Genomic DNA, 23,697 nt, shown 5'->3' on the forward strand with positions numbered 1-23,697 from the left:
GGGTCAGAACTCGCCGCCGAGTGCGAGGTGCAGGTCAGTCCGATTGCGCAGACGCTGGGCTTGCACGGCGATGAGCGCACTTCGCGCATCAAAGGCACGCTGGCGTGTGTCCAGAAGCGTCAGTACCTCCGTCAGACCTTTCTCATACTGACCGAGAGCCAGCGACTCAGCTCGTTCGGCCTCAGCCGCGGAGCGGCTCAGCGCATCGGCTTGTGCTCGCAGGAAGGCATCGGCAGCGAGGGCTGTCTCGACCTCGCGGAAAGCGGTGAGCGCACTGCTGGTGTAGGTTTGAAGCTGCTCCTCATAGCGTGCACGGGTTTGTTGCACCGTGGCGATGATGCGTCCGCCCTGGAAGAAGCTCTGGGTCACGTTGCTGGCAATGCTCCAGAAGGCGGCTTCGGGGACCAGCAGGTCATCCGTCTGCTGCGAGGTTCGCCCATAATCACCCGTCAGCCGGATGCTCGGAAGGAAAGCCTTCTTCGCCGAACTCTCCAGTCGCAGGGCCGACTCCAGACGGCGCTCAGCGGCACGCAGGTCAGGGCGGCGCAGCAAGAGTTCGGAGGGCAGGCCTGCGGGGATACCGCGCTTCAGCACCGGCAGGGAGGTAAGGCCGCGCTCGGTGCCTGCCGGATAGCCTCCCATTAACACTTCCAGCGTACGGCGGGACTGGTCTGCGGCAGCCTTGCGCTGCTGCACCGTGGCTTCAGCACGGGCCAGATCAGCACGGCCGAGTGAGACATCCAGTGCCGCGCGATCTGGTTCAAGCCCGCGCTCCATCTGCTTTTCCAAAATGCCGAGCTGCACGCGGCGTGTCCGCACATTTTGTTCGGCCAGAGACTGCAAGGATTGCGCCTCGGCGAGTGTGATGGCGGTCTGGACGGCGGTTGCCGCCAGGGAAAGTCGCGAAGCATGAAAATCCTCCTCGGCGGCAAAACGTCGTGCCCGGGCGGCACTGCGCTCATCGGCCACTCGGCCCCAGAGATCGACCTCCCAGCTCACGTTCAGTGGCAGGCGGAAGCGGTTGTTGATGGTCCCCAGCCCGGAGAAGCGCTGGTCTCCTGGCGACTGGCTGCGGGAGGCGCTGAATGCGCCTGAGATACTGGGCCAGAGGGCCGCGCCAGCCTGCACAGTCTCAGCCCGCGCCTGCGTCACGCGGGCACCCGCCGCTTTCAGATCCGGATTGGCTGCGATGGTGCGATCCACCAGCTGGCGCAGCGTCACACTATTAAAATCATCCAGCCAGCCAGTGGCCGCCGTGGGCTCGATCTTTGGCAGCGCGGTCCATTTTTCCGGCGCGCGAGAGTGCACGGCAGCCACGTCCTCCTTCAGCCGACGGGAACCAAGAGGCGGCAGAAATCCACAGCCCGCGATGAGCGGACAGACGATCAACAAGAGGGGAGCGCGAGACTGGAAAAACACGGCCCGCAGGCTGCATGGGATGCCCCGGAATCACAAGGCTAATTCCTGCCTCAGGCCAGTTGATCCCGGGCCATCTGCGTGCCCTGGACACGCGCGGTGATCTTGGCAAAGGCGGTGTCCCGGGCCGTCACGATGTCATCGCCAAAGGGCGAGAAACCGCAGTCATCACAGGTGCCGAGCTGGCTGACTGGTAGATATCGGGCGGCCATCAGGACACGGTCCCGCACGACCGCACTGCTCTCGACCCGCTCGTCATTCACATCGATCACACCCACAAAGATCCGCTGGTGATCCTGCAGATGATCCGCGACGACCCGTAAGGCGGCCTCAGGTTCGCGCTCGCTAGCCATTTGAAGGTAGAAGTTCCCTGCGTTCATGGTCATCAGCAGAGGGATGAGCTCGGAATAAGGAACATCAGCGCTGTGCGTCGAATCATGGTCCGCACCTGGACAAACATGCACACCGATCTTCTGCCGCTCGTCCGCGCTGAAGCGCCCAAGCACCTCATTGTTGAGGTCGATGAACTGCTTTAGCAATCCCTTCGATGGATCGAGCTTGATGGCCAGACGAGCTTCCGTGAAGTCGTTCTGCACCTTCGCCGCGCCTTGATCGAAGCAGCTTCGGATATCCGCGACGGCACCCTCGATCAGATCATTGATGAACTGATCGCGCGAATAGCCATCGATCTCCTGCGCTGGATAGAGCAGGGACAAGGCAGAGGCTGAGATCACGGCCTGCTTCAGGGCTTGGCCTGTGTGCTTGCGAGCACGTGGGAGGTAGCTGCCCGCATAGATGCCATAGCGAAACGGACCCGAAGTGAGACAGGGCAGCTGCCGCGTATGGCCGTCCGCGAAGGGAATGACCACACCATGGCCCGCGAGATTCGTGAGACCACTCAGCGGATAGGTGACAAAGCTTGGCTTGGCCTGCTCACCGTCCGTCAGGAGTGTGTCACCTGCTTCTTCCTGACGTGAGATCGTATCAGCCACAGCTGCATCGAAATGACGCTCCATGTTTTCAGCGGAAATCTGGCCTGCGGCAAAAGCCTGCATGGCTTGCTGAAGGGCTCGCGAACGAGGCAGACTACCAATCGACTCAGTGGGGATAAGCGTGGACATGCGCCGCAGAGACTAACCATCCGACCACCGTTGACCAGCGAGAAGTCCATTTTGAAAGCAAACGAAAGGGACACAAAAAAGCCAGGATGAAGTTCACACCTCATCCTGGCTTCGTTGTTTAAAATAGTGATCAACCCAGCTCTGCCACGGCCTGGTCAAAGGCCTCGTGCATCACCGCGATGCCTTCTTCCAGGGCTTCCTTGCCCATGGTGAGAGGCGGGCAGATCTTCACAGTCTGGCCCCAGGCACCCACAGGGGCGAAGAGGAGCAGGCCCTTCTGATAGCAGAGCTCGATCACACGATGAGCGAGATCGTGGTCAGGCTGCTTCGTGCCGCGCTTGATGGTCTGAATGCCGGCCACATAGCCTGCGGCGGTCACATTGCCGATGAGGTCCGGATACTTGCGCTGCACGGCGCGGCAGCCTTCTTCCAGGATCGGGCCGAGACGGGCAGCATTGACGGTGAGGTCTTCGTCCACGATCTTCTTCAAGCTCGCCAGGGCGGCGGCACAGCACACGGGATTGCCCGAGTGCGTGCTCGTCATCGATCCCGGTGGGAACTGGTCCATGATCTTCGCGCTGCCGATCACCGCGCTCAGCGGCATCGACGACGAGATGCCCTTGCCACAGCAGATGAGGTCAGGCACCACGCCGTAGTATTCGAAGGCCCAGAACTTGCCCGTGCGGCCGAAGCCCGACTGCACTTCGTCGAAGGTGAGCACCACATCGTTCTCCGTGCACCAGGCGCGCAGTTTCTGAATGTACTCCACGGGAGCAAAGTCAGGACCCACGCCCTGATAGCTCTCCATGATCACGCCAGCTATTTGGCTAGGCTTCATGCCGCTCTTCTCGATGGCCTTGAGGAAGCCGTCGAAGCTGCTGTCGTTTTCCCAGTAACCATCCGGGAAGGGCACATTGATGATGGCCGGATCAAGGTTCACGATCCAGGTCTTCTGCCCGGCCATGCCGCCTGCCTGCTGGCTGGCGAGCGTGCGGCCATGATAACCACGATCAAAGCCGATGATGCCGATCTTCTCACGTCCGCCGACCTTGATGCCGTTGGCACGGCTGAGCTTGATGGCGCACTCAGTGGCTTCGCTGCCCGAGCTAAGCAGGAAAACCTTCTTCAAAGGATCTGGCGAAACATTGGCGATCGCCTCGGCGAGTTCCGGGCGCTCCTCGCTTGGGAAGACATAGTTGTGAATGAGGCCGCTGTTGATCTGGTCGATCATGGCCTGACGCACTTCAGGGGCACCGTGGCCGCAGTTGGTCACCAGCACGCCGCTGCTCCAGTCGAGCCAGCGATTGCCGTATTTGTCGAAGACATAGATGTCGTCCGCCTTTTCCCAAACGATGGGTGGCATCCCGCGCATGGACAGCGGCTCGAACTTGCGGCTGCGCTCGATGTGCGAAAGCGAGTCCGGATGAGGGACCTGCGTGCAGATGGTGCGATGCCGGGTGGCGACGTGCGGGACGGTTTGCGGTGTGGTGTCGAATTCTTTGCCCATGTGATTAGGTCACGATCATGGATGGAACCAGCGTCCGCCGCTACGCACAATTCAGCGGGTCTGTGTCCTTTTGTGATGAGCTTCCCAGAGCTACAAGTGACTGTGAGTGATCAACTTATGATGTAAGATCATAGGGGGATGGTTTTTTCCGCCTCTGCACATGTCTGGGATATGAATGTTCCCGGTGGGCGTAGCTGCGTCCTTCGGAAGCTCCAAATGATCACGGACGAATGACCTGTGAAAAGAGTCTGGTCTCGCCGGACGATGTACGTTAGAACCGCTACTCACCACCCTACCATGAATTCCCGCCGCCATTTCATCACCACCGCTCTTGGGACTGCCTTCGCTGCTCCGTTGCTCGCCCAGGAGAGCAAGCTCAGCTACAAGGGGGAGAACATTCATTTCGGTCTCGTGACCTACATGTGGGGCGCGGACTGGGATCTGCCGACGCTGATCAAAAACTGCGAGACATCCGAGGTGCTGGGCGTGGAGCTGCGCATCGAGCATGCGCACAAAGTGGAGACTACCATGACCGCAGCGCAGCGTGGCGAGGTGCGGAAGGCTTTTGAAGACTCGCCGGTGGATGTGCTCGGCATGGGCACGAACTGCGAGTTCCATAGCGCGAAGGCGGATGAGGTGCGCAAGCACATCGAGCTCGCTAAAGAGTATGTGAAGCTCAGTCACGACATCGGCGGCAGTGGAGTGAAGGTGAAGCCTAACAATCTGCCGAAGGAAGTGCCGGTGGAGAAGACGCTGGAGCAGATCGGCAAGTCACTCGCGGAGATCGGTGACTATGCGCTGGGTTTCGGCCAGGAAATCCGCCTGGAGGTGCATGGAGGTGTTTGTGATCTGGGGCACATCAAGACGATCATGGAAGTGGCCGCACGTGACAACGTGCGCGTGTGCTGGAACTCGAATGACGAGGATCTGGCTGGCGATGGTATCGTTAAAAACTTCGCCAAGGTGCAGCCTTTCCTGGGCGCGACGACTCACGTCCGTGAGGTGAATGAGGGCAAGTATCCGTATCCGGAACTCGCCCGTCTGCTGGTGGATGCCGACTACGCGGGTTGGGTGCTGCTGGAAGCCCGCACGAAGCTAGCAGACCGCGTGGCAGCACTGGCAGAGCAGCAGAAGCTGTTCATGGAAATGGTGACGAAGGCTCGCGCTGCCGCGGCTTGAACCAGGTGAGTTTGATAGGACGGCGTAAGGCTCAGCAGTGCGCCTTATTCGGGCAAACAAAAAGAGCGAACTTGGTAGTTCGCTCTTTGCGGATACGCCGGCGAGGCCGTGATCACTGACCGGCCTTTTGAGCCGCGAGCTCCTTCTGCGCCCAGGCATCCCACTTGGCCCAGTCGGTGCCGAAGTCTTCACCGGCGAGGATCGTGAGCACGTTGCGGGTCTGCTCGTTCTGCGGGTGAGCGGGATTTTTGAGGATGTTCATGAACAACGGCATCTGCAGGGTGCGGTTGCGGTTCATGAGGTCGGAAAAGAGCACCTCGACGACATCCGGGTTCATCTTCTGATCCGTGAGGTAGCCGGCGATGAGGCCGTAGTCTTCATCACTGGTAAGATTCACCAGATGGCGGCTGGCATTCACCTGGGCTTCACCATTGAGTTTCTTCACGAGGTCATGAAGATCGCGGGCCATCTGCGGGATCTCTTTGTTGGAGCGCAGGATCTCATCGATCATCACATCACCTTCCTCGACTGTGATCAGGCGGTCAGGACCACCGGTCATGCCAGCCTTGGGGGCGGGAGAGGATCCGGGGAGCGTATCCGCGCCCTTCACCGCCTCCTGCTTGGCGGCAGGGACGTCTTTCTTGGTTGTGGAGGACTGGGAACTGTCTTGTCCCGCCCATTGCCAGCCGAAGTACAGGGCCACGACGAGCACAAGACCGGCGCCAATGAGAACGATGCGATTGCGATTAGCAGGGGGGGGCATGGGAGTTAGGACAGTGACAGGGGCGGGAGATGTTCAAATCCTCCTCCATAAGGAGGAGGTTCGGGGGCGGGGCAGGAGTGGTTAGGCGCGGACTTCTTCGCCATTCAGGGCGCTGGTGATCTTGATGTCCTCACGGTGCAGGGTGGGGTCACTACGGAAGGTGAGGCGGGCCTCATACTTGCGCTCCAGGGAGACGAGCAGCTCGCCGTCCTCCGTCTTCAGGCGCTGCATCACCTCAGGGTGAACCACCACGACAAGGTTTTTGTGCTCCGTCTTGCCGCGGCCGAGGATGCTGCTGAGGGCGCGCTGAAGCTCCACACTCATGGTGAAAGTAGTCTTCACCTGACCGTGGCCTTTGCAGTAAGGGCAGCTCTCGTAGAGGGCGCTGCTGAGGCTTTCGTGCAGACGCTGACGGGTCATTTCCATGAGGCCGAAGGGACTGATCGGCTGGATCTGCGTCTTCGCCTTGTCACGCTTCAGGTGGTCGAGCATGGCCTTGTACACGGCCTGCTGATCCTTGCGGTGCTTCATGTCGATGAAGTCCACCACGATCAAACCGCCCATGTTACGCAGACGGAGTTGGCGGGCCACTTCAGCAGCGGCTTCGAGGTTGGTTTCCACCAGCACCTTGTCCTGCTGGTCTTTGCCGCCGCCACCGCCCTTGTTTCGGCCCGTGTTTACGTCGATGGAGACGAGCGCCTCGGTCTGGTCGATCACGATGTAGCCGCCGCAAGGCAGCCAAACCTGACGGTAGAAGGCATTGTCGATCTGCTTCTGGATGCCGTAGGACTCAAAGATGGCGGTCTGGCCCTGATAGTAGGTGATGCGGCGCTTGGCGCGGCCGGAGATCTGGGAGGCCATCTTCTGCATGCGCTCCACGGTTTCCTTGTCGTCACAGGCCACTTCGTCGATGTCCTCAGTGAGGAAATCACGCACGGTGCGCTCGATGAGCTCAGGCTCCTGGAAGCAGCAGACGGGGGCGCCTTTGCTGTCACGCTTGCCGGTGATGTCATTCCACTGCTCGATGAGCAGGCTCAGGTCACGGATGATATGACGGGCACGTTTGCCGGAGGCTTCCGTGCGCATGATGAGGCCGAGGTTTTCCGGCAGGTTCACGCGCTCGATGATCTTGCGCAGGCGGGCGCGCTCCTTCGGATCTTCGATCTTGCGGGAGATGCCGAACTGGTCGTTCTGCGGCATGAGCACCAGAAGACGTCCGGCCAGGGAAATGTTGGTGGTGACGCGAGGGCCTTTGTTACCGATCGGGCCTTTGGTGACCTGCACCATGATCTCGGAGCCGACAGGGTAGAGCTGCGGGATGTCCTCGGCCTTGATGCGCTTCTGCTTGGCCTTGCCTGCGCCACCGCGGTTCACTTCTTCCATGCCCTGGTTGGAGAGCGCTTCGGGGATCGCATCCCAGAAGTGGAGGAAGGCGTTCTTGTCGAGACCGATGTCGATGAACATAGCCTTGAGGCCGTGTTCGATGTTCTTCACGCGGCCTTTGAAGATGGAGCCGACGATGGTGCTCGTGCCGGTGCGCTCGAGGGTGTATTCCTCAATGAGACCGTTCTCGATGAGAGCCACCCGGTTCTCGAGTTTTTCGCAATTGATGACCAGACGGGTACCTGTTCGGATGTCCTTTTTACCGGTGATGAATTCTTTGACGCGCTGAACAAACGTTAATGCCATGATGTGGGAGTATAGAGAAAGATTATCTGAAATGGGAGCCGTTTAACGGGGGGAGCGAAACAGCCTGCGGAAGAGTCCGCCGCCAGAAGGTGCGGGCTCGCTGGGTGCCGAAGAAGGCTCTCCACGGTTGAAGAGACCCCGGCGAGGTCTCGTGCCGTCACGATTGGAGCTTGCCCCGGAAGAAGCCGGAGCCTCTCCCGTTCTGCGAATGTTCGGTGCTGCGGCGTTGGTGCGCTGCGGCCTTTCGGTCGCGGCGGGACGCTCAGGGGCATCGCCACCTGTGTCGCCGTCCTCATCCGCTGCAGGAATCAAAGCCACACCTGCATCCGCGTAGGTGACAGCTTCGATCTTGTTAAAGTTACCGGCCACCTCACCCAAGGGCTGGATGCCAGGGTTGTAGCCTTGCTCGAGTGCCAGTGAGCGCTCCAGCACACGCTGGGCCACTGGGGCCGCGCAGCCACCGCCGGACTTCCCGCCCTGGACGATGATGCAGACGGCATACTTGGCATTCACATAAGGGGCGAAGCTGATGAAGAGCGTGTGGTTGTCGACCACGCTGACGCCACGCTCATCCTCACGCCAAGCCTGGGCGGTGCCGGTCTTGCCTGCGACTTCCACGCCTGGGATCTTGGCGGCTTTGGCGGTGCCACCAGCATCGTTCACGACCTTCCACATGCCCTTGCGGACGAGCTCGAGATCGGTGGCTGGGAAGAACTGGCCCAGATCGGCACGCAGCACGGGCTTGTGAGACTCCACGATTTCAGTGCCATCCTTCACCTCGTAGAGGAGATGCGGTTTGTAGGACTTGCCGGAAGCAACGGAGGCAGCCACCGAGGCCATCTGCAGGGGTGTGGCGAGCACCTGCCCTTGACCGATGGAGACGTTGGCCGTGTAACCATTGCTCCAACGCTCCTGGGGGTAACGCAGGCGCAACCATTGCGGATTGGGGAGGATGCCTGAATCCTCTTCATCAAGCTCGATGCCAGTCTTTTCACCAAGGCCGAGCAACTTGCCCACCTTGGTGATGTCGTCGATGCCCGCCGCATTCCCATACTGGTAGAAGAAGCAGTTGCAGGAGCGCATGAGCGCATCACTCAAGCCCAGGCTGCCATGAGAACCACCACTTTGACGCTGGATCCAGCACTGCATGGGCCTGTTGCCATACGTGACGCTGCCACTGCAGTTGTAGTGATTACCCTGGATGTGCGCCAGACAGCCTGCGAGAGCGATGGGCACCTTGTAGGTTGAGCCTGGCGCAAAACCACGTGTGGCGCGGTTTAGCATCGGGATCACCGGATTGTTGTTCAGCGCATCCCACTCCCTTGTGCTGATGCTCGGAATGAAACGGTTCGGATCATAGTTAGGCACGGTGGCCATGGCCAGGACCTCGCCGGTGTCAGGCTTGATCACCACCACGGAACCGCGGCCGATCTTGCCATCACGCAGAGCCATCTCGGCGATGTACTGAATACGTGCATCGATGGTGAGATGCACGTCGTTGCCTTTGCGCGGCGCCTCATAGGCATCCACGACTTCGCCCACGATGCGACCACGCTCGTTCTTCTGCATCACACGCGCACCGGCGCGACCGCGCAGATACTTGTCGAAACTTTTCTCCACACCGGCGACACCGAAGTCATCGGGCACATAATAGTCCCAGCCTTTGCGCTCTTCTTCAGAGACACGCTGATCGTCCGGCAGACGGACATAACCCATGATGTGACAAGCCAGCGCACCGAGCGGATACACACGGCTGCCGCGCTCGGCCACGCTTACGCCTGGCAGCGAAAGATTGTGTTCAGCGAAACGGCTGAATTCGGAGAAGGTGAGGTTGTCACGATACACCCAGGGAATGACGCCGCCGAAGCTGCGGTAGTGCACGCGCAGGTATCTGTCCTGATCCGGAGACGGAGTGACAGCCAGGCCGAGATCAGCCAGCTTCGCCTCAATCAATTCCTGGAACATGACCACAATGTCAGGCTCGTCCTTTTGGCGCGTGATACCGCGGTCCTTGAACTCGACCTTGATCATCGGCACGTCGATCTTCTTGATGCGGCACTGGCGGAGGTACTCATCAAGCACCTCTTTCAGGTTCACACGGACTTCGAAGGTGGCGCGGTTGGTGGCCAGCACGACACCGTTGCGGTCCTTGATCTCACCACGCACGCCGGGGAGGCGGGCGCGCTCACGTTTTGCCTCGGGAACTTTGTTCACGAAGTCCTTGTGGTGCTCTATCTGCAGCCACCACAGACGATAGACCAGCACCCCGAAGCCACAGACCATGGCCAGGGTGAAGAGATAGAGTCTGAATCGATATTTAACGACCATCGAAGGAGTATTTCAGGCCATCATACTTGATCTCATAACGGGACAGACCCGCGAGAGAATACAAAAGGAGGAAAAGAAGGGGTGAAGCGAGCATCGCCAGCATGGTGTCCGTGACCAGCTTGGTCCAGACAGCGGTGGGGAAGAAGAGGCTGCCACGCATGAAGGTCTGGATGAGGTATTCCAGCAGCAGCCAGACAAAGGTGGTGAAGCCCACCAGCAGCACGGGCAGCTCCACGCGGCCTCTTTTAAAGAGAGGGCGCACGCCCTGGAGGAAGGTCCCCAGCAGGCCAAAGATGATGATGGAGATGCCGATGCCAAACCCGCCACCGGTGACGATCTCAGGCGTGGCCATGGCACCGCTGATGAGGCTGTCCGCACCCGAGGCCACGGCTTCGGCGGCTGCGGGCAGATGGCGCGCATCCCAGAGAAAGCCGGTGATGAAGGCCAGGATGAGCATCATGGGGAAGGGCACCGCCACCGCCGCCGTGAAGAAGAACACCGGAGGCAGGAGCAGGGTGGCGTGATGGGCCATGGTGATGCCCGGCACGAACTCCTGCACCACGAAGGTCAGCAGAAGGAGGATGAGGGTGACTGGATAGAAGACCATGGCAGAGGGAGATCAGGGCTTCGCTTGCGCCTCGGACACGGGCACAGCTTTCGGCACGCCTGACTCTGTCTTGGAAGGTGCGGCGGCAGTGTTGTCCTGGGCATCGAGCACAAAGACATGCTTCAACTGGGAGAAATCGACGGTCGGTTCCACCACGGCCTCACCCGTGATGTCTTTCATCTCGAAGCGTTTGACACGACCAATGGTTAGGCCGGCGGGGAAGATGCCGCCCTCGCCTGTGGAGATCACGGTGGCGCCGGGTTGCAGCACGGCTGTGCGGTTGAGAAAGCGCAGACGCAGGTCAGGGCGCAGATCAAGACCTGCGCGCTCGCCCGAGATGATGCCCTGCTCGAGAGTGCCGTCCACCTTGGCGGAGACGCGGCAGGTCTCGTCCGTCAGAAGAATGACCTCGGCCATGTGCGGAGCCATCTTGCCAGTCTTGCCGATCAAGCCTGCGGAACTGATGACCGGAGTGTCAGTGGCCAGACCATCCAGGGAACCTTTGTCGATGATCATCGTGTTCCACCAAGTGGAGGAGACACGCTTGATCACACGCGCGGCGGTCATCTTGAAAGCGCTGTTCTTCTTGAACTCGATCAGTTCACGCAATTGGTTATTCTCGTCCAGCGTCTGGACGTACTTCTGGGAGATGATGCGAAGTCTTTCGACCTCGATGGTGAGGCGCTCGTTGTCACGCTTCACTTCCTTCGGATCCACCGTGGGCGCGCCGACATTGCTGATGCTCTCCTCAATGGCGGTGCTGGAGTGGATGAAGGGCGAGAGCAGGGACATGACGCGGCTCTGGATCTCCCGCGTGGTCGGTGTGTCCAGTGTGAACACGGACACAACGGCCGCGACGAAGATCAGCAGCGCGAGAATGTTGAGCTTTTTCATGGGCAGTTACCCTGGCTGGGTGTTGCCATACAATGGGTTGGCGTCATGAAGACAGGCCTTGACCTGTCAGACCTCGGTGGTGCTCACTTTCTTCAGGAACTCGAGTTCGTTCAGAACACGACCGGCGCCCTCGCCCACGGCGCTGAGCGGATCCTCCGCCACGTGGACGGGCAGGGCGGTTTCTTCCTGGAGAAGTTTGTCGAGGCCGCGCAGCAGCGCGCCGCCACCAGCCAGCATGATGCCACGGTCCACAAGGTCGGCGGCAAGCTCAGGCGGGCAGCGCTCCAGCGTGGTGCGCACCGCATCGATGATGGCGTTCAGAGGCTCCAGCATGGCTTCACGCACTTCCTGGCTGGTGATGGTGATCGTCTTGGGCAGACCGGCCACCATGTCACGTCCTTTGACTTCCATGGTGGTCTCCTTGCCGAGCGGGAAGGCGCTGCCGATGCGCAGCTTGATCTCCTCAGCGGTGCGCTCACCGATCATGAGATTGTAGGCGCGCTTCATGTAGTTGATGATGGACTCATCCAGCTCATCGCCAGCCACGCGGACGCTGCGGCTGTAAACAATGCCGGAGAGGGAGATGATGGCCACCTCGGTGGTGCCACCGCCGATGTCCACGATCATGTTACCGGCAGCCTCCTGCACAGGCAGGCCCACGCCGATGGCAGCAGCCATGGGTTCCTCGATAAGGTACACTTCACGAGCGCCTGCGGCTTCGGCGCTTTCCTTCACGGCGCGCTTCTCCACTTCAGTAATGCCAGAGGGCACGGCGATGACCACGCGCGGACCACGGATGGCTCGGCGGTTGTTGTGAACCTTGCGGATGAAATGGCGCAGCATGGCCTCCGTGACACGGAAGTCGGCGATCACACCATCTTTGAGAGGGCGGATGGCGGTGATGCCACCAGGAGTGCGGCCGAGCATGCGCTTGGCGTCGTCACCCACGGCGACGACTTCATTCGTGCCGGATTTTACCGCCACCACGGACGGTTCGCGAAGCACGATACCATGATCTTTGACGTAAACGAGAGTGTTGGCGGTGCCAAGGTCGATACCGATATCTTTAACTCCAAAACCAAAAAGGCTGGCGAGCATGTGAATCACAAGTGGAAAGGGATTGAAAATGAATAAGTAAGGAACCTGAGCCGGCGACGACACCGATCTTTTCGTCATTAAGTCGCAAAAAGCAGCGCCAACCCTTCAGGTTTCTCACAATTTCGATCCTAAAAGAGGGGGGTTTAGGGGTCAAGAAGAGTTTCCTCTCCCTTGGAAATCATCCAAAACTGGCACTTTCGGGTGAAACTCCGGTCCAAGGGTAGGGGACCCCACAAATCGGCCTCGCATTTTTGCGATCCAGCGCGCATCGTAGCACCAATGTCCGACCGCCGATACCCCACCCCCCGCCAGCGCCTGCGTCATGCGGTGATTTCGGCGTGGCGAGGGGGGGATGAAGGTCCGGTGCTGGACCTCCCTACCCAGAATGTGTCGGACCTGGTGGAGAAGGTGATCATCCAGGCGGGCCTGGGCAGCCGGATGAAGCTGGAGGAGGTCCTGGCCGCGTGGCGTGAGATCGTGGGAGACTTCCTCTTCAACCACTCCCGCCCTGACAGTATTCAGCGAGGTGTTTTAACGGTTCGTGTTCTGCAACCCACCGTGAATCATGCCCTGACCCAAGAGTTGCCGCGTATTCTAAAAAGACTGCAAACCACATTGAAAAATTCAGGCATCAAAAGCATCCGACTCAAGCATGGTTGACCCGCATGGACTGGAATGACTGGCAGAGCATCCTGCGCTGGCGCGCCATCGAGGAAGGGGACACCGACGGTGCCCTGCTTTCCGAGGAACGTCGTGCCGAGGCGACTGCACGCACACGAGCCGGACTCTCCGCGGAGAATGTGAGCAAGGATCCTGCTGGTGCTCGTGAGACATCCTTTTTGTTACGCCGTGCGCGCTGGCTGGAGCAGGAGGTGGTGGGCTGCAATGGATCGTTGGTGCGCATCATCGAGCGTCTCTCTGTTGCTTCCGGAAGTAAAACATGGATTTGGTTAGGTTGGGCTGCTGCCGCTGTTATTGGTTATGCCCTTGCTGGCTTCGGTCAGGATGTTGAGTTCAATCTTCTGGCTCTTCCACTGGTGGGTCTGCTGGCATGGAACCTGGTGATCATGCTGATCTCCCTGGTCATGGAGTTTCAGAAGGAAAGCAGCAGCGCATGGCTCGAGTGGCTGGCTGGAAAACTGGCGCGACAGAATGGTGAGCGCGGTGGTTTTGAAGGTGATCCTCCCACAGGTCTGACCGTGGATCAGCGCTTTGCCCTGCTGGCCAATGCGCCGGCCATGGAGCGCTGGCAGCGCCGTTTTCGCGCCTGGCTGCATATTGCCGCGGCCTTGCTGGCACTGGGCAGCGCGGTTGGTTTGTATGCTCGCGGCTGGTCGAAGGAATATCGCGCGGTGTGGGAGAGCACGCTGCTGAATGAAACCCAGGCGCAGAGCTTTTTTGGCGGCCTCTTCACACCTGCTTCATCGGTGCTGCGCTTGCCGCTGCCTCTGGATCAGCTGCCTGCCATGCATCGCACGGGAGGTGTGGCAAAGACACCTGCTCCAGCGCTTCCTTGGATTCATCTCTATGCGGGCACCTTGCTGGTGCTGGTGATTCTTCCCCGGTTACTGCTTGCTGGGCTGACTGCATGGCGCGCGCATCAGGTCATCAACCGGCGCATGCTGTCCCTGGGCTGGAACAGTTATCTGGTCCGCACCTTGCGCCGGATTGAGGGTGGGCAGGAGATCATCACGGTGCTTGTGCATGGCACGGATGCTACGCCGGGGCATCGGGAAGTTTGGTCACGCGGTGTGCGCGAGCGCTTCGGGCAAATGTCACAGTGTGAGTTCGTCTCCATACATCTCGGTGATGAGGATGACTTCGCAGCTTCATGGAAGCCATCGCATCCGCGTGTGGTGATGGTCTTCAATCTGGCCACCACTCCGGAGGCGGAGGTGCAGCGCCGTTTCGTGCTGGATGTGAAGCAGTCTCTCATGAGCTCCCAGCGTGCCGCCGAACTGCTGGTGCTGCTGGATGCCACCAGCATCGGCAACCGCTGGTCTCCTGAAAAGCTGGCCAGCCGTGAGAAGCTGTGGGCGGACATGATTCAAGGATCGGGTGTCGAGATCATTGTGGCAGCGCGTCGAGGTGGCATTTGATCTGCTACCGGATCGAGTCATGTTCCCGCCGCCAAACGTAATACCGATGTCCATGACTCCGCTTCCACCCCACGAACGTCCGGGAACTCTTGAAAAGGCTCTGCGACTGAACCTCGCGCATCGCGTGTATGGCACCTTTGCAGAGATTGGCGCAGGGCAGGAGATCGCGAACTGGTTTTTCCGCGCGGGTGGTGCCTCCGGCACGGTGGCGAAGACCATGTCCGCTTATGACATGACCTTCAGTGACGAGATCTATGGCAAGGCTCAGCGCTATGTCTCGCGTCAGCGCATGACGGCCATGCTCGATCACGAGTATCAAATCGTGCAGGATCGTCTGGCCGCGAAGCGTGGTGAGACCACCACCTTCTTTGCGCTCGCCAACACGGTTCGAGCGAAAGGCTTCCGCGACACGAAGGAAGAGTGTCATGGCTGGATGGGCTTTCGTTTTCAAACAGACCCCAAGGGGCCTCCCAGCGACATCCAGCTCCATGTGCGCTTGCTGGATGCCACGAATCCTTTGCAGGCAGAGGCCCTCGGCATTCTTGGCGTGAACTTGATTTACGCGGCCTTCCATCTGCGCTCCACGCTCTCCACCTTCCTGGAAAGCCTGATGGATGACCTCAATCGCTGGCGCATCGAGATCGACATGATCGACTTCAGTGGCCCGGCCTTTCCTGCGGTCAATTTCGAGGATCGTATTGTCGCTCTCCAGCTTGTGCGCAGCGGTCTATCTGATGCGGCGCTCTTCGGTCCAGATGGTCAGATTTTACAGGCGGCGGATGTGCTCTATAAAAAGCCCGTGTTCCTCAGCCGCGGCACCTTTGATCCCATCACGCGTGTGAATCTCGACATGCTTGATCGCGGAATCGCTCACTTTAAAAAGGACTTCGGTGAGGAGTCTGACGGGCTGATGGAGATCTGCGAGATCACCATGCATAACCTACTTTGCATGGATGACTGCGCTGTGGAGTATCAAAACTTCCTCGCGCGTGCCGACATCCTGCAAGCGCTCGGTAAAAACGTGCTCGTGTCCAAGTATGCCGAGTTCCATCGCCTGAGTTCCTATCTGGCCCGCTACACTCAGCAGCCGGTGGGTATTGTGCTTGGCCTGCCGCTGTTTGAGGAGCTCTTCAACGAGCGCTGGTATGTCGATCTCGGCGGAGGCTTGCTCGAGGCGGTCGGTCGTCTCTTCAAGAACCAGGTGCGTCTCTATGTTTATCCCGTGGGTGATCCCATCACTGGCAAGCTGCGCACCGGCGCGCTCGCCAAAGTGCAGCCGCATCAGGCACATCTATTGAGCTACCTCTTGGAGACCGGCAGCGTTCGCAGCATCTCCGATTGTCTCGAAGACTGCGTCTTCGTCAGCAGCGCCAACGTCCGCCAGATGCTGAGAGAAGGAAACCCCGAGTGGAAATCCTTCGTTCCCGAGATCGTCCTCAAGCAGGGACCGTGGGCGGCGTAACAATCATTGCTTCTGCTATTCGATCTTTGTTTGCCACTAATGGGCACTGATAGTCACTAGTGACCAAGCCAAAGAAGGCTTGGAACCATTAGTGTAAATGAGTGTCCATTAGTGGTTAAAGAATCAGGAACCCAGAGCTGGTTTATTCGTCGTCGTCAGCATCTGCTTCCCCGGCTTTCTTGCCGCGGAGCTTGGATTCGATGAAGGCATCAAGGTCGCCGTCCATGACACCGGAGATGTCGCTTGTCTTCTCACCCGTGCGGAGGTCTTTGACCATTTGGTAGGGCTGGAAAACGTAGCTGCGGATCTGGCTGCCCCAGCCGATGTCGGTCTTCTCGCCATACTGGCGGGCGACTTCGGCGGTGCGTTTGTCTTCCTCGATCTGGTAGAGCTTGGCCTTGAGCATCGCCATGGCTTTGGCGCGGTTCTTCGGCTGCGAGCGTTCCACCTGACAGGCGACGATGACGCCGCTCGGCACGTGCGTAATACGAACTGCGGTTTCCACCTTGTTCACGTTCTGGCCGCCTTTGCCGCCCGCGCGATAGGTGTCCACCTTCAGATCGTCATCACGGATGTCGATGTTGATGTCCTCTTCGTTGTCAGGCGTGACGTCGATGGACGCAAAGGAGGTGTGGCGCTTCTTCGCCGCATCAAAGGGGGAGATGCGCACCAGACGATGCACGCCGCGCTCGCACTTCAGGAAGCCAAAGGCGTTCTCGCCCTGGATTTCCAGCGTGGCGGAGCGTGTGCCCACGTCATCACCTTCCTGATGGTCGATGATCTGCACCTTGCAGCCGTGGCGCTCGCACCAGCGGATGTACATGCGCATCAGCATGTCCGCCCAGTCACAGGCCTCCGTGCCACCGGCACCAGAGTGAATGGTCATGAAGGCACTGCCGCGATCAAACGGGCCGGCGAGCAGGAGATCCAGCTCATAGGCTCCGATGGCTTTTTGAATGCCGTCGAACTCCACCTGCACCTCCTTGATGCTCTGCACATCGCCCTGCTCCTTCGCCAGCTCGATCAGCACGGGGAAGTCTTCCACGCGTGATTCGAGCCCGCCGAGAGGTTCGATTTGTTTTTTGATGACGTTCGCGCGGTCAATGACCTTCTTCGCGGCATTTTGACTGTCCCAGAATCCGGGAGCGGTCATCTTATGTTCCAGAGCATTGAGCTCTTCGGTCAGTTTCGGGACGTCAAAGATACCTCCGGAGCTCGATCAGGCGGCCTTTAAGGCTCGCCACGTCGAACGCCTGGAGGTCAGTCAGGACGGACTTTTGGTTCGTTTCCATGGGACGTGCTGCCTAATTCACCGCACGCGGCGTTGCAAGTGGTATGGCGGGTTTTTGAAACCAGGCCTTACTGCCTCACGGCTGCACTCCACTCGTCGAGCTTCTGCTTCAGCAGTTCTTTGGTGGGCAGGTAGAGCTGATATTCCTTCGCGTGGATGTTCGCGTCCTTCGGCAGAGTGAGCTCGACGACGGTCTTTTTGGCGGACTTGCAGATGACCAGGCCGATGGTCGCATTCTCCTCAGGCAGCTTCACCTCGCGGTCATAGTAGTTCACATACATTTGCATCTGCCCGAGGTCCTGGTGGGTTAGTTTGTCGAGTTTCAGGTCGATGAGAATGTAGCAACGCAGCAGACGGTTGTAGAAGACGAGATCTACGAAGTAGTGGTCTTCATCAAAGGTGAAGCGCTTCTGGCGGGCCTCGAAGAGGAATCCTTTGCCAAGCTCGAGAAGGAAATGTTCCAGGCGGTCAATGATGGCCTGCTCAAGATCACTTTCCGAGTAGCTGGCCTTCTCATCCAGTCCGAGAAACTCCAGTACCAGCGGTTCCTTCAGCATGTCCTCAGGCCGCTGCATCACCTGGCCTTCCTTCGCCAGTTTGCGGATGCCTTCCTTGTCTCTGCTGAGAGCGAGTCGTTCGTAAAGGCAGGAAGCTTTCTGGCGTTTGAGCTCACGGACATCCCAGCCAGCCTGTGCCGATTCGATCTCGTAGAAGCTGCGTTCGTCGGGATCTTTGATGGTGAGGAGCGCAACGTAGTGCGACCAGCTCAGAGTGAAGGGATTTCCAGATTTCCGAGTCAGCGATTCGGAAATCTTTGTGGGGACCAATTTCCGAGACGGCGTCTCGGAAATCTCTACAGTGGCTGACTGGAAAATCTGGATTCGCTCCTGCCATATGAGGAAAAACCTTCTCATGTTGGACAGATTATCCTCCGAAAACCCTCGCCCAAACTCCTCCGTCAATCGCGCCGAAAGCTCCTTCAGCAGCTCGGTTCCATAAGCTGCCCGCTTGGCCCCCTTCTGCTCATGTTCCACAATTCGGCGGCCGATTTCGAAATTCGTCATCACCTGGAGAGTATCCACGACAGTGGCGACACTTCGCCGGGCACCCTGGATGAGCTGGCGGACCTCAGTGAGAAGACCGGTGAGGCTCCCAGCCTTGCTTGAGGTGGAGGGCGTGGGACGTTGGGGGGCAGGCTTCGCTTTCGGCTTCTTCATGATTCAGGTTCAGGCATCGCTCCGAGTGATTTTTATAGGTCAATGTACGGTAGGCTGTGGGCGCTTAGCAGGCTGTGGCTCAACCCTGCGATGCCACAGGTGACGAAACACCCCGCTCTTTATCTTGCACCACGGCCCGCGCTTCCCATTGTCCGCGCCCCATGAACAAGCTGGACGAAATCATCGCTCATAAGCGCACGGAGGTGGAGAAGCTGCTGCCTCGTGTGGAGAAATTGCGTGCCGCGGCGACGCTGCGGGATGACTTCCGCTCGCTGGCGGATGCGCTGCGTGCTGACCCGACCCGCCTCGGCATGATCGCCGAGGTCAAGCGCGCCTCGCCCTCCGCAGGCACTATTTCGGCGGACTTTGATCCGCTCACCATCGCCCGCGGTTATGAAAAAGCCGGTGCGAGCGCGCTGTCCGTGCTTACGGACGAAAAGTATTTCCAGGGACATCTGAACTACCTCACGCTGATCCGCGAGCAGGTGGACATACCGTGCCTGCGCAAAGACTTCATCATTCATGAGGCGCAGATCTATGAAGCCGTCGTGGCGGGAGCGGATGCCATTCTGCTCATCGTGGCCGCTTTGGACCAGAAGACGCTGGTGCATCTGCTGGATGTGGCGCACACCTTCCAGATGGATGTGCTGGTGGAGGTGCATGACCTGCCGGAACTGGAGCGCGCGCTGGACACGGACGCTCGCATCATCGGCGTGAACAATCGCAACCTGAAGCACTTCACGGTGGATCTGGGCACGACCGAAGCGATCGCTGAAGAGGTGCCGGATGACATCATCCTGGTGGCGGAGAGCGGTATCAAAACGGTGTCGGACGCCGAAAGACTGGCTCTTTGTGGTGCTGATGCGTTGCTTGTCGGGGAAACTTTGATGCGCAGTCCGAATATCATGCACGACCTTCCGGCGTTGCGGGTGTTTAAGCCGCAGGTCGATCCAGCTGATTTCACGGAATGAAAAGCCTCCTCATCCGCTCCACGCTGACCGCCCTGGCCCGGCTCGGAGTGGCCGAGGTATGTGTGGCGGCTGGTGCGCGCAATGCGCCGCTGATTACCGGTCTCATGGCCAGTGACGGCATCAAGATCTGGAGTTTTTTTGAGGAGCGCAGCGCAGCCTTCTTCGCGCTCGGTCGCATGATGGTAGACCGCATGCCAGTGGCAGTGCTGACGACTTCTGGAACGGCGGCGGCCGAGCTGCTGCCTGCCGTGATCGAGGCCCACTATCAAGGTTTGCCGCTGGTGCTGGTCACAGCAGACCGGCCGAAGCGTTTTCGCGGGACCGGCGCGCCACAAGCCATCGAGCAAAAGGATCTCTTTGGCGACTATGTGAGCGCCTGCATTGACGTGGAGGAGGGGACCAGCATCTCCTGGCCGACCCGGCTGACGGACAAGCCGCTGCACATCAACATCTGCCTGGATGAGCCGCTGGATGCGGAACGCAGCGGGATCGATTTCCTGAAGCATCATCCCCAAAAGCCGCTGAAGCCTGCCAAGGCCGCGCCCTTTATCCTTTCTGGCTCGCCTACGGTGGTGATCGCCTGCGGCCTGCATCCGCATGAGGCCCGCGAGGCCGCGCCGATTCTCAAGGAACTTGGTCTGCCCATCGTCGCGGAGGCCACTTCAAACCTGTGGGGGGAGTCGCCTGATCGTCCGAGCCTGGATGAGCTTCTTCTGCCCGCTGCCGAGGACACTTTTAACTCGCTGGAGATCGGTCAGGTCATTCGTATTGGCGGCATCCCTTCCTCCCGCTGGTGGCGTGATCTGGAGAGCAAACCCTTTGTGTGGGTGACGAATGTCTCGCGCCTTCAGTTTCCAGGCCTGGCACGCAAGCAGCATGTGCAGACGCTGCCCTGGCATGCTCTCAGCGATTTCGCTTCCTTGAGTCTCGTGCCAGCATCCATTCATCCGGGCAAAAGTCATCTCGAGGAGGAGATCACCAAGCGGCCGCTGTGTGAGCCCGCCTGGATGCGCCACATCATGCGTCTGGTGACCGAGGGAGATCGTGTGTTCATCGGCAACAGCCTGCCAATCCGCGAGATGAACATGGCGCTGGATTCACCACCTCCGGGCGTGGAGTTTTATGCGAACCGCGGTGCCAATGGCATCGACGGCATTGTCTCCACCTGGCTGGGGGCGAGTGCGAGCTCGCGCAGTTCCTGGCTGATCGTGGGTGATCTGAGCGCCATGTATGATCTCTCCGCGCCCTGGATCATGCCGCAGCTTCCGCAGGGCAACCGCCGTCTTGTGATCATCAACAACCAGGGTGGCAAGATCTTCTCGCATGTGAAGAGTCTGCAAGGCCTGCCGGAGGAGGTCCGGCACGTCATCGAGAACAACCACCGCGTGAGCTTTGAGCCCTGGGCCGCGATGTGGGGCCTCTCCTATGTGCGCGCCACACTACCACAGGATCTCCACGATCTGCCCGATGGCGCGGTGATGATCGAGGTCATCCCCGATGCAAGGCAGACGGAGACTTTCTATCAGGCGATGGAAGGAAGCTGAGGCGGGGTCACTTCGCCTCACGGAGTCGAATGTAGGCGATGTGAACGAATTTGTCGTTGCCGGGAAGTTTGCGAACACCGAGACAACGTATTTCGTTAGGTTGAAACTTGGGGAGTTCCATCTTCCATTCGCTGAAGAGATGTTTCGCACCCGGGTAGTCTTCATGTCCAGTCGCGGCGATCTTGAGCGTGTCTGGCAAGGTTGGCTCCACAGGTTTGGCGATGGAGTGCTGCAGGTCGACAATGAGCGTTCCTTCACCAAAGCCCTCCAGGATCTGATGTGCTTCCATGCTCGTGCCCACCGGCAGGGTTTCCAAGGCTGTCGGCCTCATGCGACCGGGAGTTTCCTTCTCTGGAGGATCAAACTCGGTGGCTGTCATTTGCTCCTCTACCAGCCGGATCCGGCCCTCCGCTCCTGGTCGCTGGCGCTGAAACATGTGGCCGCTCAGTTTCGCGCGACCGCCATTGAGTTCTCGGGCTGTAAGTGCCGCAAATTCTGCCGGCTTGAGAGCCTGCCAGACGTCAGCGTCTGACTCGGGAACCTCAAAGATCAAGGCCTCTATTTCCTGATGAACCAGCGAGGGATCCTGCGCTGGTCTTGCACCACTGCCTTGATGCGAGAAGATCAGCAGCGTCTCGCCAGCAGGCATGCCCGGTGCTGCAAGGATGACTGGCACGGCTGCCGCGCTGCACAGATAAGTGCCGCTCTTGCTGGGCACGGCAGGTTCCGAGCGGATGAAGCGACGGCTGGGCTCCCACATGATGGCTTCCGGCACATCCAGGGCCAGCTTCCACTCCATGCGGCCGGGCGGGGCCAGATCCTGCTCCAGGGCGAATTGGTCACCATCACTCTGCACCATCGTGCCGATTTCCATCTCATTCCATGCGGAAGGAATACTGGGCATCTCCGTGGGGTAGACATGCTCGCGTGTGCTTCTGACCTCATGTTGATGGCCTTCGATCGCGTAGCCATGACTGGTGGAAAGCCGCACCTGGGCAGTCCTTGCTTTGACACGCTGGATGAGCTGACGCAGCAGCGCACTGTCATCCTGACCGCCACGCTTCTCCAGCAGCGCCAGTGCGTCTCGCGAGTCCAGGCTGATGCCAATGAGTAATCGCGACGATGAGATATCAGCGGCAGCCTTGGCTGGCGTGGCTTCCGCCTGATCCTGGCGGCGGGCCACGATGACATCCAGCCAGCGGCCTTCACAAGCAGCCCCCCAGACTTGGTCCGCAGGTGGCAGCATCGCCACCACACGGGGCGTGTTGTCAGGAAGACTCAAATCGGTCATCACCATCTGTCCGAAGCGGTCATACCAGTCCATGAAGCCCGTGATGGCCTTGCCTGTGGGCTTGTAGTTCCGGTCACTCACATGAAGCCATGATGTCGGCCAGCTCACGGCCAGAGGGCCGGGCGTGTGGATGTGGCTGTGCCAGGAAATGATGGCAGGCACGCGTGCGCGCACGGGACCGGTGGAGAAGGGATCGAGAGGATCTTTTTTGTCCGCGTGGTCTTCCATGAGGTTGAGGTTCGGATCGGCATGGAAATCCAGCTTAGTTCCTTCCAGCACGGGCTCAAAGGAGGCTGGAAGCTGATAGAGGAGGTCATATTCGGGATTCATCTCGCTGGGGAGATGGTGTTCCGTGCCTGCCTGCAGGCTGCCCGTCAGCCTTCGGCCGGCGAGGGTGGAGACTTCTGACACGATGCTCGCTCGCCCAGCCGTTCGTGCTTTCTCCAGGTGTTCGATGATGGCCGCGTCATTTGCGGGGTTTGCCAGCAACAGTTCGACCATTTCCAACTCCGGCACGCGGTAGATAGTCTGCGTGAGCTCATGCAAGGGGGCTTTCGGACCTTTGTCGCAATGGAAAAAGACCACTAATCTTGTGCCTGGGCTGTCCTCCAATGGGAAGCTGGCGATGGCGCGTTCCGTTTGATCAGGCGGCAGCTCACCTTTCCAGTGCAGACGATGAAGGCGCGGCAACGTGACCGTGTGCTTGTCACGTTCAGCCCCCTTGGCCGCCGTCGCATACTGATAAGCCCGGCTGTCTGGCGCGGCGATGTCATGCGTGATCTCGATATCCAGCAGCTCCTCTGTGCCATCAGATGCAAACGCCCCTGGCTGCACCATCACCTGCGTGCCGATCCACTCTAGATCGGTTTTCCTGGCGATGACCTTGTTGCTGTCGTCCGCATAATCCCAATGTTGCACCACAGGTTGTTCTTTGCCGCTGCGGAGCAGCAGCTTGCTTTCCTGAGCCGTGCCTCCGTGGAGTTCGATGACAGTTTGAGCCTTCAAGCGATCCCGAAGAGTCTCGGCAGGGCCTTGGCTAGATTCGCGCCGCCAGTCCTCTTCTTGCACGGTCGCAATCCGCACGGTCACTGCTGGTTGTCCCATGCTTTGCAGGCAGAGGCCGAGAAACAGACACACCAAGACACCGAACGGATTTTTGGGGGGCATGCCCGGCGTTGTATCTTAGGCGCCGGGCCGAGGGCAATCTTAAATAGGTGACA

General features: G+C 59.4%; 18 protein-coding genes. 6 read left to right on the forward strand and 12 right to left on the reverse strand.

The window, feature by feature from the left end; all coding sequences use genetic code 11:
• Positions 1-3: 3 nt before the first annotated feature.
• From BGE01nite_RS02175 to BGE01nite_RS02185, 3 genes are all read right to left on the reverse strand, one after another.
• Positions 4-1,392, reverse strand: a complete 1,389-nt coding sequence (locus BGE01nite_RS02175; RefSeq protein ID WP_170266531.1) for an efflux transporter outer membrane subunit — start codon at positions 1,390-1,392, stop codon at positions 4-6.
• 77 nt (positions 1,393-1,469) lie between these two features.
• Positions 1,470-2,537 carry a cobalamin-independent methionine synthase II family protein gene (locus BGE01nite_RS02180; protein ID WP_146848621.1) on the reverse strand — a complete coding sequence of 356 codons (1,068 nt, stop codon included), beginning with the start codon at positions 2,535-2,537 and terminating at the stop codon, positions 1,470-1,472.
• Positions 2,538-2,667: 130 nt separating this feature from the next.
• A complete protein-coding gene (locus BGE01nite_RS02185) occupies positions 2,668-4,044 on the reverse strand; it encodes an aspartate aminotransferase family protein (protein ID WP_146848622.1) in 1,377 nt (458 codons plus the stop codon).
• A 297-nt stretch (positions 4,045-4,341) separates the two neighbouring features.
• Between BGE01nite_RS02185 and BGE01nite_RS02190 the strand changes: the two genes are divergently transcribed.
• Positions 4,342-5,223: a sugar phosphate isomerase/epimerase family protein gene (locus BGE01nite_RS02190; protein ID WP_246145646.1), complete on the forward strand. Its 882-nt coding sequence runs from the start codon at positions 4,342-4,344 to the stop codon at positions 5,221-5,223.
• Between the two features lie 112 nt (positions 5,224-5,335).
• Here BGE01nite_RS02190 and BGE01nite_RS02195 read toward each other — a convergent pair whose 3' ends face one another.
• The 6 genes from BGE01nite_RS02195 to BGE01nite_RS02220 all read right to left on the reverse strand — a co-directional run bounded on the left by BGE01nite_RS02195 (position 5,336) and on the right by BGE01nite_RS02220 (position 12,602).
• Complete coding sequence (locus BGE01nite_RS02195; protein WP_146848624.1) at positions 5,336-5,986, reverse strand: hypothetical protein; 651 nt, start codon at positions 5,984-5,986, stop codon at positions 5,336-5,338.
• A gap of 81 nt (positions 5,987-6,067) precedes the next feature.
• On the reverse strand, positions 6,068-7,675 hold the full coding sequence (locus BGE01nite_RS02200; protein ID WP_146848625.1) for an Rne/Rng family ribonuclease: 1,608 nt from the start codon (positions 7,673-7,675) through the stop codon (positions 6,068-6,070).
• A gap of 42 nt (positions 7,676-7,717) precedes the next feature.
• Positions 7,718-10,003, reverse strand: a complete 2,286-nt coding sequence (gene mrdA, locus BGE01nite_RS02205; RefSeq protein WP_146848626.1) for a penicillin-binding protein 2 — start codon at positions 10,001-10,003, stop codon at positions 7,718-7,720.
• A complete protein-coding gene (locus tag BGE01nite_RS02210; protein ID WP_146848627.1) occupies positions 9,993-10,610 on the reverse strand; it encodes a hypothetical protein in 618 nt (205 codons plus the stop codon). The genes mrdA and BGE01nite_RS02210 overlap by 11 nt, the downstream gene beginning before the upstream one ends.
• 12 nt (positions 10,611-10,622) lie before the next feature.
• Positions 10,623-11,504, reverse strand: a complete 882-nt coding sequence (mreC, locus tag BGE01nite_RS02215; RefSeq protein ID WP_146848628.1) for a rod shape-determining protein MreC — start codon at positions 11,502-11,504, stop codon at positions 10,623-10,625.
• Positions 11,505-11,570: 66 nt separating this feature from the next.
• On the reverse strand, positions 11,571-12,602 hold the full coding sequence (locus tag BGE01nite_RS02220; RefSeq protein ID WP_146848629.1) for a rod shape-determining protein: 1,032 nt from the start codon (positions 12,600-12,602) through the stop codon (positions 11,571-11,573).
• Between the two features lie 171 nt (positions 12,603-12,773).
• On the opposite strand from BGE01nite_RS02220, the gene BGE01nite_RS02225 reads away from it, so the two are divergent.
• From BGE01nite_RS02225 to BGE01nite_RS02235, 3 genes are read left to right on the forward strand one after another with little or no spacing between them, the layout of a single operon-like run.
• Positions 12,774-13,262: a DciA family protein gene (locus BGE01nite_RS02225; RefSeq protein ID WP_146848630.1), complete on the forward strand. Its 489-nt coding sequence runs from the start codon at positions 12,774-12,776 to the stop codon at positions 13,260-13,262.
• 5 nt (positions 13,263-13,267) lie between these two features.
• Complete coding sequence (locus BGE01nite_RS02230) at positions 13,268-14,701, forward strand: DUF2868 domain-containing protein (RefSeq protein WP_146848631.1); 1,434 nt, start codon at positions 13,268-13,270, stop codon at positions 14,699-14,701.
• 52 nt (positions 14,702-14,753) lie between these two features.
• Positions 14,754-16,163 carry a TonB-dependent receptor gene (locus BGE01nite_RS02235; protein WP_146848632.1) on the forward strand — a complete coding sequence of 470 codons (1,410 nt, stop codon included), beginning with the start codon at positions 14,754-14,756 and terminating at the stop codon, positions 16,161-16,163.
• A 142-nt stretch (positions 16,164-16,305) separates the two neighbouring features.
• On the opposite strand, the gene prfB is transcribed toward BGE01nite_RS02235, so the two are convergent.
• A protein-coding gene (gene prfB, locus BGE01nite_RS02240; RefSeq protein WP_425485683.1) for a peptide chain release factor 2 occupies positions 16,306-17,455 on the reverse strand; the annotation gives its coding sequence in 2 pieces (ribosomal slippage) (positions 16,306-17,361 and positions 17,363-17,455; 1,149 coding nt in all).
• A 67-nt stretch (positions 17,456-17,522) separates the two neighbouring features.
• Complete coding sequence (locus BGE01nite_RS02245) at positions 17,523-18,671, reverse strand: PDDEXK nuclease domain-containing protein (protein WP_146848634.1); 1,149 nt, start codon at positions 18,669-18,671, stop codon at positions 17,523-17,525.
• 161 nt (positions 18,672-18,832) lie between these two features.
• On the opposite strand from BGE01nite_RS02245, the gene trpC reads away from it, so the two are divergent.
• Positions 18,833-19,642 (forward strand): indole-3-glycerol phosphate synthase TrpC, encoded by an 810-nt coding sequence (trpC, locus tag BGE01nite_RS02250; RefSeq protein ID WP_146848635.1) that lies wholly within the window; start codon positions 18,833-18,835, stop codon positions 19,640-19,642.
• The gene (menD, locus tag BGE01nite_RS02255; protein ID WP_146848636.1) at positions 19,639-21,186 is read left to right on the forward strand and encodes a 2-succinyl-5-enolpyruvyl-6-hydroxy-3-cyclohexene-1-carboxylic-acid synthase; all 1,548 of its coding nucleotides are present in this window, start codon (positions 19,639-19,641) and stop codon (positions 21,184-21,186) included. Before trpC ends, menD begins: the two co-directional genes overlap by 4 nt.
• A 7-nt stretch (positions 21,187-21,193) precedes the next feature.
• Here the strand turns inward: menD and BGE01nite_RS02260 are convergent, their stop codons facing one another.
• The gene (locus BGE01nite_RS02260) at positions 21,194-23,644 is read right to left on the reverse strand and encodes a hypothetical protein (RefSeq protein ID WP_146848637.1); all 2,451 of its coding nucleotides are present in this window, start codon (positions 23,642-23,644) and stop codon (positions 21,194-21,196) included.
• Positions 23,645-23,697: the final 53 nt, after the last annotated feature.

Source organism: Prosthecobacter gellanilyticus, assembly GCF_007992435.1.
GTDB classification, from domain to species: Bacteria; Verrucomicrobiota; Verrucomicrobiia; order Verrucomicrobiales; family Verrucomicrobiaceae; genus Prosthecobacter; species Prosthecobacter gellanilyticus.